The sequence below is a fragment of the Pseudoalteromonas luteoviolacea genome, assembly GCF_021654285.1.
GTDB lineage: Bacteria > Pseudomonadota > Gammaproteobacteria > Enterobacterales > Alteromonadaceae > Pseudoalteromonas > Pseudoalteromonas luteoviolacea_J.
The window spans coordinates 227,824-241,560 of the sequence record NZ_JAKFZS010000005.1 but is presented as its reverse complement, the minus strand read 5'-3'; the positions used below and the strand labels follow the sequence as shown (position 1 = coordinate 241,560).

At 40.2% G+C, this 13,737-nt stretch carries 8 protein-coding genes, 1 tRNA gene and 1 pseudogene; 9 read left to right on the top strand and 1 reads right to left on the bottom strand.

Features of this window, described 5'->3' with window-relative positions; translation table 11 throughout:
- Window positions 1–18: 18 nt before the first annotated feature.
- The 5 genes and pseudogenes from mutT (at window position 19) to L1077_RS06500 (ending at window position 8,184) form a co-directional block, all read left to right on the top strand.
- The gene (mutT, locus tag L1077_RS06520) at window positions 19–414 is read left to right on the top strand and encodes an 8-oxo-dGTP diphosphatase MutT (RefSeq protein WP_237136091.1); all 396 of its coding nucleotides are present in this window, start codon (window positions 19–21) and stop codon (window positions 412–414) included.
- Between the two features lie 87 nt (window positions 415–501).
- A complete protein-coding gene (locus L1077_RS06515) occupies window positions 502–2,565 on the top strand; it encodes a M13 family metallopeptidase (protein WP_237136090.1) in 2,064 nt (687 codons plus the stop codon).
- 267 nt (window positions 2,566–2,832) lie between these two features.
- A complete protein-coding gene (locus tag L1077_RS06510) occupies window positions 2,833–5,430 on the top strand; it encodes a family 20 glycosylhydrolase (protein ID WP_237136089.1) in 2,598 nt (865 codons plus the stop codon).
- Between the two features lie 208 nt (window positions 5,431–5,638).
- Window positions 5,639–6,925, top strand: coding sequence for an N-acetylglucosamine MFS transporter NagP (gene nagP, locus L1077_RS06505; protein WP_369334824.1), 1,287 nt, complete (start codon window positions 5,639–5,641; stop codon window positions 6,923–6,925).
- Between the two features lie 311 nt (window positions 6,926–7,236).
- Window positions 7,237–8,184 (top strand): annotated as a pseudogene (locus L1077_RS06500) (IS630 family transposase).
- Window positions 8,185–8,270: 86 nt separating this feature from the next.
- On the opposite strand, the gene L1077_RS06495 reads toward L1077_RS06500, so the two are convergent.
- Window positions 8,271–8,346: transfer RNA gene (locus tag L1077_RS06495), tRNA-His, on the bottom strand.
- 183 nt (window positions 8,347–8,529) lie between these two features.
- Between L1077_RS06495 and L1077_RS06490 the strand changes: the two genes are divergently transcribed.
- From L1077_RS06490 to L1077_RS06475, 4 genes are all read left to right on the top strand, one after another.
- The gene (locus L1077_RS06490) at window positions 8,530–9,351 is read left to right on the top strand and encodes a mechanosensitive ion channel family protein (RefSeq protein ID WP_237136088.1); all 822 of its coding nucleotides are present in this window, start codon (window positions 8,530–8,532) and stop codon (window positions 9,349–9,351) included.
- A gap of 13 nt (window positions 9,352–9,364) precedes the next feature.
- The gene (locus L1077_RS06485; RefSeq protein ID WP_237136087.1) at window positions 9,365–10,168 is read left to right on the top strand and encodes a DUF481 domain-containing protein; all 804 of its coding nucleotides are present in this window, start codon (window positions 9,365–9,367) and stop codon (window positions 10,166–10,168) included.
- Window positions 10,169–10,294: 126 nt separating this feature from the next.
- Window positions 10,295–12,910 (top strand): SLBB domain-containing protein, encoded by a 2,616-nt coding sequence (locus L1077_RS06480; RefSeq protein ID WP_237136086.1) that lies wholly within the window; start codon window positions 10,295–10,297, stop codon window positions 12,908–12,910.
- 2 nt (window positions 12,911–12,912) lie between these two features.
- A complete protein-coding gene (locus L1077_RS06475; RefSeq protein ID WP_237136085.1) occupies window positions 12,913–13,737 on the top strand; it encodes a glycosyltransferase in 825 nt (274 codons plus the stop codon).

The following is a 13,737-nucleotide window of genomic DNA, read 5'->3' as shown; positions in this document are numbered from 1 at the left end:
TTTTTATGGGATGCAAAGATGAGTAAAAAAGTAGTTAATGTAGCTGTTGGTGTCATAGTGAAACAGGATCAGTACTTTGTTTGTAAGCGAAGTGATGAGCAGCACCAAGGTGGCCTTTGGGAGTTTCCTGGTGGAAAGGTGGAAGCTGATGAGAGTGTAGAACAAGCATTAGCAAGAGAGTTGGCTGAAGAAATTGGAATTAATGTGACAGACTCTACACATTTGCTGACGATTGAGCATGATTATGGTGATAAGCAAGTACGCTTAGTTGTCCATACAGTGGAAGATTTTACTGGAGAGGCAAAAGGGCTTGAAGGCCAACCTGGCCTGTGGGTAGATTTTGAGCAACTTCGTACACTTGATTTTCCTGCTGCTAATGTGGCTATTATTGATGCGTTATCTGTACAAAAATAACCCGTTACAATTGTTTTCTTGCTTTAGATTCTAATCTAATGTGCTGCGAGGTATGATTCATATATGTATTAAAAGGAGCCGACATATATGCGCAAGACATTCGCAGCAATTGGTGTAGCTTTGGCACTTGGCCTTGCTGGCTGCAGTGAGCAGCCAAAAACTGAGAACACGAGCAAAGTTGTACAGCAACAAGTATTAAGTTCAGGCATTGAGCTTGATAACATTGACCAATCAATTCGTCCTCAAGATGACTTCTATCGCCATGTGAATGGAAAATGGTTTGAAAAAACTGAGATACCTGCTGACAAGTCAAATTATGGCTCTTTTACTGAGCTTCATGAAAAATCTCAAGCTGCGCTTAAAGTGATTTTAGAAAAAGCCGCAAAAGACACCTCTGCTTCCCCTGATAGCGATGAATATAAACTAGGTGCATTCTATAAAAGCTATACAGATGAGCTAGCCAGAGAGGAAATTGGCGTTGCAGCAATGGATCAATATTTAGCACCTATCAAAGCGCTAACCAATAAATCTCAGTTACCTGGGCTGATTGCTAAATTACAACTTCAAGGCGGCACAACTCCCTTTGCTTGGTACGTCTATAACGATGCTAAAAACTCGACGGAAAATGCTCTGTATTTGTACCAATCTGGATTAGGTTTACCAGATCGAGAGTTTTACCTCAAAGATACTGAAAAATTTAAAAATAATCGAGATGCTTATCAAGTCTATATCACTGATATGCTGTTTGAATTTGGGTATGATGAAAGAGGAGCAAAAAAGGCTGCAGAAGACATACTCGCGCTTGAGACACAGATCGCTCAAGCGCAATGGACTCGTGTAGATAGTCGGGATGCATCTAAAACTTACAATAAGCTCACTGTAAGTAATTTGAATAAGCAAATGGCTGGATTTGATATATCAGAGTACTTTGCAGCTTTAGGTGTTGATGTCGAAGATATCATCGTATCTCAGCCGTCGTATTTTACACAGCTTTCTAACATTGTGAATAACACGGATATTGATGCATGGCGTGCCTACCTCACATTCCATTTGGTAAGTAATTATGCTGAGCTACTTGAGCGTAAAATCGTCGATCTTCATTTTGGCTTTTATGGTAAAACGTTACGCGGACTTGAAGCACAATCCCCTATGTGGAAAAAAGCAGCGGATGCGAGCAACGATGTGTTAGGCGAACTGTTGGGCAAAATCTATGTTAAAGAGCATTTTCCACCAGAAGCAAAAGCGCGCATGAGCAAAATGGTCGATAACTTGATCTTAGGCTTTGATAAGTCGATTGATGACCTAGAGTGGATGAGTGCCCAGACGAAAACGGCCGCTAAAGCTAAATTAAACAAATTCACACCTAAGATTGGCTACCCTGATCAGTGGCGTGATTACTCCGCACTTGAAATCAATGCGGATGATTTAGTGGGTAACTATATTAGGTACAATGAATGGTCCCATCGTTTAATGATCGAAGATTTGGGCAAGCCCGTAGATCGTTCAAGGTGGTACATGACGCCGCAAACAGTAAACGCTTACTATAATCCAGTAAATAATGAAATTGTATTCCCAGCTGCAATCTTGCAGCCGCCATTCTTTAATTTAGATGCCGATGACGCGGTTAACTATGGTGCGATTGGGGCTGTCATAGGGCATGAAATTGGTCATGGGTTTGATGACCAAGGGGCTAAATATGATGGTGATGGCAATCTGCGTAATTGGTGGACAGAGAGTGACTTATCGCAGTTTGAAGCAAGAGGCAAACAGCTAATTAACCAGTTTAATGGCTTCAAGCCATTTGATGATGTACATGTCAATGGTGAGCTCACATTGGGCGAAAATATTGGTGATTTAGGTGGTCTAACCGTTGCTTATAAAGCATATAAGTTATCACTGGGTGGTGAAGATGCCCCTGTAATAGATGGATACACAGGTTCGCAGCGTTTCTTTATGGGATGGGGGCAAATTTGGCGTCGCGAGTACCGCGAAGAAGAGTTGCGAAATCGATTGATGACTGACTCGCATTCGCCAAGTGAGTATCGCGTGATTGGTATTTTATCCAACATGCCACAATTCCACCAAGCCTTTGATGTCAAAGAAGGGGACGGAATGTATAAAAAGCCAGAAGAAAGAGTGAAGATTTGGTAACACTCAATTAAATGGACTAGACCCGCTATGAGTTAATCTTGAGCGGGTTTTTTTGTGGAATAAACGGGCTTTTTTAAAATTTGATAGCGCTGTCATTTTTTCTTCTATATGATGAAAAGCTAACAATAAGTTGGTTAATGCTATTTATTTGAGCCACATATCTCCTAACGCTGCGCAATATCATAAATCGTATAATTCAGATTGCGCACCGCTTGAGAAAAGCTTTTGCTAAAATGTGGTTTCAAGGAATAGCCTTTAGGAGCTAATATGAATCTACGAAAAAATATGCTTGCGCATATGTTTGCAACGACGCTGGTCACTGCCTCGTGGGGCGCCAGTGCAGTGCTTTCTCAACCTCAGCTAGACGCCTTTGCTAAAGATACACACCTCACTTTTGCAGTAGAAAATAACTTCCATGGTGCTGCTGGTAGTTTCATTGGCTCTATGTCATTAAAAAACAATTCTAATGTTGCTTTACCTAAGGGTGAAAGTGATTGGCAGATCTACATACATTCTGTTCGAAAAATTAAAACATTAGCTTCTGCTGGTTTACGCATAGAGCATGTTAATGGCGATTTACATCGCTTTGTCCCAACCCCTGAATTTGCCGGATTAGCTGCAAACGAATCGCTGAAAATTGAGTTTGAAGCGGCGGCATGGATTGCAGCATATACAGATTTTATGCCTCGAGCATTTATCGTATCGGGTCAATCACTCCCAGTGATTTTTGCAAATACAGATACTGAAGATATGTTGTCATTTGTGGCACCGATTGAGCGCGAAAATCAGCTTAAAAGGCACAATGAGCCATTAGATTACTCACCTTTGGCGAACGCTGCTTGGCGATATGAGCACAATGCACATACTGTAAAAGTCGACAAAGAGGCGGCGCTAAAACGCATTATTCCTAAACCGCAAAATGTAGACTTTAATCGTGGCGTCGCACAGTTGGATAATAAATGGCAGATTCGCTTTGCTGGGCGTTTGAAATCTGAAGTTTCTGTTTTCCAAGAAGACTTAAGCGAATTTGGTCTAACATTGGATGCAAAAGCAGATCATATTACAGCAGGTAAAGCCCCGACGGTTTTCTTAAAAGTTGAAGAGAACGAAGGGCGCTATACACGCCAATCGGGTAGCTACAAACTAGAAGTTGACGACGATAAAATAGAGATTATTGGTGCTGATAACGCGGGTGTTTTCTATGGAATACAGAGCTTATTAGCGCTGTTGACGAAAATGCAAGATGGCAGTGTAGAAGCACCTAACGTTGAAATTGACGATACACCGAGATACGGTTGGCGTGGTATGCATTATGACAATGCACGAAACTACCATGGTAAAGAAGCCTTGTTTAAGCTCGTCGAGCAAATGGCGCGTTATAAGTTGAATAAATTCCACTGGCACTTCTCAGATGATGAGGGCTGGCGTTTAGAGATCCCTGGCTTGCCTGAGCTATCGGAAATTGGTGGATATCGCTGCTTTGATTTAGAAGAACGCACGTGTTTGTTAACTCAGTTGGGTACAGGTCCATTTAAGTCTGGTTCAGGCAATGGCTACTTATCACGTGAAGACTTTGTTGAGCTACTTAAATTTGCTAAAGCCAGACACATAGATATCATTCCGGAAATTGAAGGTCCGGGTCATGCTCGCGCAGCCATCAAAGCGATGGAAGCCAGATATCACAGATTAATGGAGCAAGGCAAAGAAGCAGAAGCACGTGCTTTCTTATTAAGTGATCCTGAAGATAAATCAGAATATTTGACAGTACAAAACTACACAGACAATTCATTCAATGTCTGTATGGACTCGACGTATGCGTTTGTCGAAAAGGTTACTTATGAACTGCAAGGTATGTATCGGGAAGCAGGCACACGCTTAGAAAATCTGCATTTTGGCGGTGATGAAGTCGGGGCAGGTTCTTGGACGAAATCGCCTGCATGTGATGCGCTATTTAAAGAGGCGAACAATGGCATCGCAGGACCTGCGGATCTGAAGCCTTACTTCACGCAGCGCATTGCGAAAATCTTTGCTAAACGTGGGATCGCACCAGGTGCTTGGGAAGATGGCCTGATGTATGACCGCGTGAACCCGTTTAAACGTGATGAGTTCCCGAATCAAGTATTTACCGCTAACGTATGGGATAACATTTGGGAGTGGGGAGTAGCAGACAGAGCTTACCGTTTGGCTAATGATGGTTATCAGGTCGTGCTATCTCACGGTACACATTTATACTTTGACCATCCATACGAAGCACATCCAGCTGAACGTGGCTATTATTGGGCTGCAAGATATACAGATACTAAAAAAGCATTTAGCTATATGCCAGATGATGTCTATGCTAATGCAGACTTTACACGTAATGGCGAGGCGATAGACAATTTAGAAGCGCTTGTTGGTCGACCGTTACCAAAGCTCGAAAAACCTGAAAATATCTTGGGTATGCAAGGGCAGGTATGGACTGAGACGATCCGTACTGAAGATCAGGTAATGGCAATGATGTTCCCGCGTGTCTTGACCGTCGCTGAGCGTGCTTGGCATAAAGCAAGCTGGGAAGGTGAGCAGCCAAATGAAAAAGCACGCGCTGCTGACTGGCAAGAGTTTTCAGCGGCACTGGCGTTGAAAGAGCTTGGTAGGCTAGTTACAGATGGTGTGAATGTGAACTTGCCTGTACCAGGCGCAGTAATTAAAGATGGTCTGCTACTAGCTAACAGTGCATTTTCATTTTTGACGATTGAAGTGAGCCTTGATAACGGTAACTCCTGGCAGACTTATTCAGGTCCGATGACAGTGACTAACTCATCAGATGTGCGTCTAAGAACCACATTAGACGGTAAAAAGTACAGCCGTATTACAGGTTTAGAGTAAACTTACTGATAACTAAAAATTAAAAAAGGGGCGTATGCCCCTTTTTTAAATCCAGTTTAGTATAATTTCTAACTAGAAATACGTGTAAAATTAACGTAAAGTTAAATGTCAGCGCTGTCATTTTTGGCGGGCATGACGATTAGATGGTGATATATAAATCGAAAGCACCGTCAAAAAACAATAAACTTTTAACAACGAGTAAAAATTTATGGAAGCCACTGTGTCGAATTCAACACCTCGAAGCAACGCCATACCTTTGGCCATAGTTGCTGCTATGTTTTTTATTTTGGGTTTTGTGACTTGGTTAAATGGGTCACTGATGCCTTACTTGCAGCAGTTATTTGATCTTAGTTCAGTTCAAGCTTCATTAGTTTTGTTTTCTTTTTATATTTCGGTGACGATTACAGCAATCCCGTCGGCAAAAGTTATCAAGAAAATTGGTTACAAAAATGGTATGGCATTATCTGTTGCCATGATGATGGGTAGTGCTTTGTTGTACATTCCTGCAGCGAAAGCACAGCTTTTCATCTTGTTTATTATTGCACAATTCACCATGGGTATTGCTCAAACGTTACTACAGACGGCAGTGAACCCATATATCGTTAGATTAGGCCCTGAAGAGTCAGCTGCGGCACGAGTCAGTTTGATGGGGATCCTAAATAAAACGGCAGGTGTTATCGCGCCAATCGTATTTACTGCATTAGTATTAGGTGGTTTTACTGAAGTTTCTGAGACTGCACTAACGCAAACAGAAAAAGATGCGATGGCTCAGAACCTAATATTACCATACCTTGGGTTAGCAGCCTTTATTGGCCTATTTGCATTAGCAATTAAATTTTCACCACTACCTGAAATTACTGAAGAAGAAGAGTCTGGAGCAAAAGGTACTGTTAGAGAAGCGCTTGCTCATCCAAATTTAGCTTTGGGTGTTGTTGCACTATTTTTATATGTTGCTGTAGAAGTAATCGCAGGGGATACTATAGGCTCATTTGCGCTTGCTTTTGGTATGGATAATTACACGGTCATGACCTCATATACAATGGGCTTTATGGTATTTGGTTATGTCTTAGGTATTTTACTGATCCCTCGAGTTATATCTCAACAAACAGCGTTAGCATCTTCGGCTATTTTGGGGATGGTACTGTCTTTTGCGATTGCATTTTCAAATCCAGAAAGTACAATCAATGTAATATTTGCAGGTGAAATGCCGTTAGCAGTACTATTTTTAGCAATCTGTGGTTTGGCAAATGCCATTATGTGGCCTGCAATCTGGCCTCTTGCACTGTCAGGACTCGGTAAATTGACTAGCGTTGGTTCTGGTCTGCTTGTTATGGGTATTGCTGGCGGTGCGTTTGGTCCTTTATTCCTTGGTTTAGCTAAGGGCCCTGAAGCGACAGTTGCTTCAAGTCAAAGTGCGTATTTAATTTTATTTCCTTGTTACATCTTCATTCTTTTCTATGCATTGAAAGGTCACAAGATGAAAAGCTGGAAATAAGTAAACAGAATTTCTATTTATAAGTAGAAATAATCCCGTGTGTAATGCCACCTAATTTAGGTGGCATTTTTTGTGCGGCTAAATAAACCAGCGACTTTATGGCACAGATGGACAATGTGTCTCCAAGCAGCAATCTATTGGTCGCCCTAATTGTAAACCGAATAAAATGATCAAAAGTAAATAATACTATTCCGCCTAAATATCTGATCTCATATAGAGCATATAAAATGACAGACTAAATAACGCTTAACCCAAGCATATCTGAACAGCTTTTGGTGCTTTCTCGAAAAGAGCCCAACGCACGTAAACGCATGTAATTACTTGCCGTGTCATTATTTTATGAAGGTAATAGCAGAACCAACATTGCAAAACGCCTTAATACACCACGGAGTAGTGTTAATAAATGAGTCTCTAGTTACTTAGAGCATGGGCTTGATGGCTTAGATAATAAGCTTATTCAAGGACGTACATCTAGACTACCACAGCCTCAGCTTGAGCAACTGTCTGAATTTATTAAGCGCACAATCACGGAGCTTCAAGGCTGCCGTCTAACCGGTGAGGACATTGTGTATTACATTAGCAGTGAATTTGGTGTTCATTACCACTTAAATCATGTCTATAAAATACGAAAGCAGCTTGGTTTTAGTTGGATCACAAGTCGTTCAAAACACCCTAAGCAGCCATTACAAAGCCAAGAAGCTTTTAAAAAACTTCCAACTGGAAACGAACCTTCACACATCGGGACACTAACCTCTTGAGCGTATCGATGTATGGTTTCAGGATGTAGCTCGATTTGACCAGAAAAACCCGACTACACGCATTTGGGCTGATACAGGTACTCGATCAAGGATTGTGAAACTACAACAACAGTTTGAATACGGGTATTTATTTGGTGCAGTATGTCCTGCCACGGGCCAAACAGAAGCATTAGTAAGTCCATTCGTAAATAAAGAAGCGATGACGCAGCACATGCGTTAAATATCACAAGTTACACCAATTGGTAGGCATGCAGTAGTGATAATGGATGGCGGAGGCTGTCATACACATGATACTGCTTTATAATTCAGCAGCTTAACGCTAATAAAACTTCCCGCTTATTCACCTGAGCTAAATCCAATAGAGTATTTTCGGGCTATGTAGAAATAGTTGAGGAAGTTTCAAAAGCTTGGGATCAATTTATTTCAATACCGGGTCGAGTTAAGAAAATGTGCAGTCGTGAATGGATAAAGCTGATTTCGTCTTTATGCGGGATGGCATAACACAATTTAGAATGTATAAAAATATAAAATTTTATGTGAACTTAAAAAGTACAGGAACGTATAAAAGAACACGAATAAGAAGGAGATGGGGCGACTGATGGGGCTCGAACCCACGACAACCGGAATCACAATCCAGGGCTCTACCAACTGAGCTACAGCCGCCACAATGTTTCGTGTAACACCTCTTGGGTGTGGCGCGCATATTACAGGGTTTTACTGATAATGCAAAGCTTTTTTTATTTTTTTGTCTATTTTAGTCTGTTTGGGGAAAATCTCCACAAAATGTCTAATATTTATACCTGTTGTAAAGAATTATACTGATAACTCTCTGAAACAGGACACTTTATGGACATCATACTCGATTGGTTCAATAACAATTCAGATTTAATCGTGCACTATGCACTGCAAGCTGTGCTCGCCTTATTTATTTTCTTAATCGGGCTTAAGGTAACGCGCTTTCTCTCAAACTTAACAGAAAAGGCAATTTGTAACCGCAAAGTAGATAAAGCAGTGGGGGTGTTCCTTGCTAATATAGTGTATGCGTTAGGTTTTGTTGCAACATTGCTCATGGCATTATCTCAAGTGGGTGTTGAGACAACGTCATTCATTGCTATTTTAGGTGCAGCAGGTCTCGCTGTTGGATTAGCATTGCAAGGGTCGCTGTCTAATTTTGCTTCGGGCGTGTTAATCATTATACTGCGCCCTTTTAAGTCTGGTGATTATATAGATGCAGGCGGAAAATCAGGCAGTGTCCGTAAAATAGAGATATTTTCAACCGAACTGATTACGCCAGACAATAAAGTTATTATAATACCCAATTCCTCTATTATGTCTGGGGCGATAGTAAACTATTCGCGTGAAAAAACGAGACGGATTGATCTTGTTATTGGTGTTGGTTATGAATCTGATCTGAAAAACGCCAAGGCAGTACTTGAAAACGTTTTGAATAATGAAGCTCGCATTTTGAAAGAACCCACATATACAGTGGCGGTATTAGAGTTAGGGGACTCTAGTGTGAACTTTGCTGTCAGACCATGGGTGAATACGAGTGACTATTGGCCCACTTACTTTGACTTACTTGAAAACATAAAAATTGCATTGGATGATGCAAATATAAATATTCCGTATCCGCAAATGGATGTGCACTTACAAAAAACTGAAAAATAAGGTTGATTTTATAATGAAATTTAAACTGTTCTCTTTGTGTGCATTGATGACTATGTCGTCTCAGCTTGCTGCAGAAGAAAATGATAGTGGTAATACACTTCCAGAAGAAAAAGAATGGGACATCACCAGTGAGGTAGGTGCGATTATCACAAGCGGTAATACGGAAACAACGACTTTAAAAGGTGAAATCAAAGCAAAACATCATCTCGATAATTGGCGTAATGAATACAAAATCGATGGTATTTTCAAAGAAGATGAAATCGAAAATGATGACGGTGAAAAAGTTAAAGAGCGTACGAATGAAAAGTATTCTTTATCTGTGCAAGGAAATTACAAGCTAGTAGAAGATCACAGCCATTTGTTTATTTTTGGTTCTTATGACTCTGATTATTTTGGTGCATATAGAAGCGAATCTGTGTTCTCGGTAGGTTATGGTTTGCGAGTGGTAAGTCGTCCTAATATGTATCTAGACTTTGAAATTGGCCCAGGTATCAAGCGTTTTGAATATCAGGAAAGCAGCACTGAAGTGACGAGCGATGGTCAACCTTTAGCTGGTGCAACAGAAAGTGAAGCGATTGGTGTTGCAAAGATCGACTACGAATGGACTATCTCTGACAATGCTAAATTTACACAAATAGTCGCAGTGGAATATGGTGATACAAATACTAAGTCAGAGTCAGAAACTGCGTTGATGACCAAAGTGAATGGCTCATTGCAAATGAAAGTTGCCTATAAAATTACTCATAACTCAGAAGTTGACGACGGCAAGGAAAATACAGACACTGAAACGTCATTGACACTCGTTTACAGTTTTTAACGAATTGAATTGTTTGTTCACAAAGTTATGACAAAAAAAAGGGCCTAGGCCCTTTTTCTATTTCATAGTTATCGTGTAGAATGTGCAATCTTTTTTTGGTTATTGACTAACGGGATACTGACACTGATGTATTTTAAGCATGTTTTAGCAATAGTATTATTGGGCTTCAGTGCTTTAGCTAGCGCCTTTACACCTACTACGCAGCAAATAGAACAGTTTAAAAAGTTGCCTAAATCTCAACAAGAAACTTTAGCCAAACAATATGGCATTGATTTATCAAGTATTGGTGTTCAGAATAATAATGAACCGCAGCCGAAAATCAATGAAAAGAGCATATTGCCACGGGAAGATATTTCACTAGAAAATAACCCGGACCCTTTAAAGCCGGAAGAAAAAATATTAAAGCCATATGGCTATGAATTGTTTGCGGGAGAGCCAACCAGTTTTGCCCCGACAGAACAGCTCTCAGTTCCTAACGACTATATTATTTCTAATGGTGATAGCTTGTCTGTAAGCCTTTATGGTAAAGAAACGGCTACACATTTGATCACTGTTGATAGAGAAGGTCGATTAAACATTCCGAAATTCTCCCCTGTTTATGTCGCTGGTTTGACGTACGGCGAACTGAAGGAGTTAATTGATAAAAAGATTTCAACAGAGGCTATAGGCCTAAAGGTTTTTGTATCAATATCAGAACTAAGAAGCTTAAGGGTTTTAGTCGTCGGTGAAGCTCATAAGCCTGGTAGTTATTCACTTTCTCCTCTCTCTACTGTCACTCATGCCTTATTCGCAAGTGGTGGCTTATCAGAGATAGCTTCGTTGAGAAACATCAAAGTGAAAAGAAGAGGCAAGGTCATTTCTGAGCTTGACCTATATGACTTGTTGCTGAAAGGGGATAGTTCTGGAGATGTAACACTGCAATCTGGAGATGTTGTATTTATCCCTTCTGTAGGTCCTCAGGTATCCGTAGACGGATTTGTAAAACGCCCCGCTATTTTTGAGTTGAAAGACGGTGAGACAGCTAAATCTTTAGTCAATATGTTTGGTGGATTTAAAGAAAACGCTTTTCTTGAGCAAGTCGAAGTGAAGCGTGTTATTGAACATAGCAAAAAGTCAGTTATATCGGTCGATTTTACTCAAGATAAGACAGCTTACACTCCGCAAGGTGGAGACTACCTCAAGGTGAAAAGTGTCAATAGTGAGGTCATTGACTCTGTAACGCTGATCGGTGCAGTTTCACGACCAGGTTATTATGAGTGGAAAAGTGGTCTCACATTTGATCAATTGGTTAGTAATACAAAAACTGACTTGCTTCCTCAAGCTGATGTAGATTACGCGCTTATAGTGAGAGAAATTGCAGCGACCAATGAAATTGAAGTTATACAGTTTTCGATAATTGATGCATTGAAAACTAAAAATGTATTTCTGAATAAAAATGATGAGGTTTTTGTATTTAGTCGCTTCAATGACCTAGAAAAAGAAGAAGCTGCACTTAAAAACTTAGCCCTCACAGAAACAGAACAAGAACTTCAAGAAAAAGTTAAGTTGTGGCACTTGTATGAGCGAAGACAGTTTGATCAAAAGGTGTTATTTGACATCGCTCTCAACGAGGCTTTGCTGGAGGAAAGCGAAGATGAAGCCGAAATTAAAGTTGAAGAGGAAATTACACCAACTGCTTTCGGAAGAGAGAGTTTACTTGCTCCAATTCTAGCTCAATTAGAATATCAAGCTACTGTTGGTAATTCTAAAGCTACGTTTGAAGTGGATGGCCAAGTTAGATTCCCTGGGGTATTTCCTTTAGCAAAAGGCCTTGATGTAAATGCAGCCATTACAGCTGCCGGGGGGCTACTTGAATCTGCTTATGTAGATTTCGCAGAAGTTACCCGAGTGTCTCCATCAGGAGATGTAACTTATATTAAAGTAACAGATATTGACAAAGAGCAATCTTCAGAAATCGTGTTATTGCAGGGCCGAGATACATTAAATATTTTAATGCAGCCCAATTGGCAAGAGAGTTATAAAATACATTTGAAAGGAGAAGTTGTTTTTCCTGGAACTTATACGATCAAACGCGGTGATACCCTGCAAGAAGTGCTTGCTAGAGCTGGCGGTATAACAGGGTTCGCTGAACCTAAGGCTGCTATTTTTACTCGTGAGGCGATTAAAGAGCAAGAACAGAAACAGCTCAAAAGGTTATCTGAAGAGTTAAGAAAAGACATTGCGTCAAAGAGCTTTCAAAAGTCAATTGGCTCAAATACATCATTAACTTATGAAGAAACTAACAAATTACTGAAAGATCTTGCCAGTGTAGAGGCATTGGGTCGACTTGTCATTGATTTGCCAAGTATTCTTGACGACCGAACTGCCTTAAGTTTACAAGATGGTGATACTTTGTATGTACCTGGCCGTCAAGACTCAATTTCAATCATTGGTGAAGTAAATTACAGCTCATCTCACTTATTTAGAGAAGGAACTTCAATTGAGGACTATATCAATTTAAGTGGCGGTATGAGAGACCGAGCCGATGAAGATAAAGTTTATGTTATAAAGGCCAACGGTGCAGTATTTATACCAAATAGAAGCAGTTGGTTTGCGGTCAATAATACAGTTCAGCTTGAAGCTGGAGATACCATTGTCGTTCCAATGGATGCAGCGCATCTTGATAGTTTAACACTTTGGAGTACAGCAACACAGATTTTCTATCAGTTGGGTGTTGGTGTAGCGGCGATATCGGGAATTTAGTAATGCAGAATTATCAGTGCTTCTCTGTTTTATGTTCAATTTATCGAGGTGAAAAGGCAGAGTATTTAAATGAAGCGTTTGAGAGCTTTCATGCTCAAACTTTGCCAGCCACAGAGATTATAGTTGTACATGACGGTCCTCTGACGGATGAGTTGTATGATGCACTAAAAATGTGGAAGCAAAAGCTACCAATAAAAGAAGTTGTCTTAGAGCAGAACGTCGGATTAGGAGAAGCTTTAAATCAAGGTCTTAAAGCATGCAGCTATGAGCTAGTTGCTCGATTCGATACTGATGACATTAATACTCCAGATCGTTTTGAAAAACAAATAGAGTTTATGCAAAACAATCCAGATGTTGATTTGGTCACCTCAAATATAAGTGAGTTTCAAACGGAAGTTGGAGATATATCTTCATTTAGAACTGTTCCTTGTTCGAATAATGAAATCATTAAACTTGCAAAGTATAGAAATCCAATAAATCACGTTGCAGTTATTTTTAAAAAGAGCGCAGTCTTAGAGGTCGGCAGCTATAAAGACCTTTATTTCATGGAAGACTATTATTTGTGGATTAGAATGATGGGGGCAGGTAAACAGTTAGCTAGTATTAATGAGAGTTTGGTGCATGTCAGAATTGGGAATGGTATGCACAAAAAGAGAAAAGGCATTAAATATGCTGGCTCAGAATACAAACTTTTTAAGATTAAACTTAAATACGGCATAACTGGTTACCTAAATGGCGCTTTTATATTTTGTTTGAGACTTCTACCAAGGCTGCTACCAAGCTCAGTACTTAAAGTTGTTTATAATCGTTTAAGACGTAAGGATTAA

Coding starts and splice junctions, on each gene's coding strand:
- mutT (WP_237136091.1), top strand. CDS start 19: ATGAGTAAAAAAGTAGTTAATGTAGCTGTTGGTGTCATAGTGAAACAG.
- L1077_RS06515 (WP_237136090.1), top strand. CDS start 502: ATGCGCAAGACATTCGCAGCAATTGGTGTAGCTTTGGCACTTGGCCTT.
- L1077_RS06510 (WP_237136089.1), top strand. CDS start 2,833: ATGAATCTACGAAAAAATATGCTTGCGCATATGTTTGCAACGACGCTG.
- nagP (WP_369334824.1), top strand. CDS start 5,639: ATGGAAGCCACTGTGTCGAATTCAACACCTCGAAGCAACGCCATACCT.
- L1077_RS06490 (WP_237136088.1), top strand. CDS start 8,530: ATGGACATCATACTCGATTGGTTCAATAACAATTCAGATTTAATCGTG.
- L1077_RS06485 (WP_237136087.1), top strand. CDS start 9,365: ATGAAATTTAAACTGTTCTCTTTGTGTGCATTGATGACTATGTCGTCT.
- L1077_RS06480 (WP_237136086.1), top strand. CDS start 10,295: ATGTATTTTAAGCATGTTTTAGCAATAGTATTATTGGGCTTCAGTGCT.
- L1077_RS06475 (WP_237136085.1), top strand. CDS start 12,913: ATGCAGAATTATCAGTGCTTCTCTGTTTTATGTTCAATTTATCGAGGT.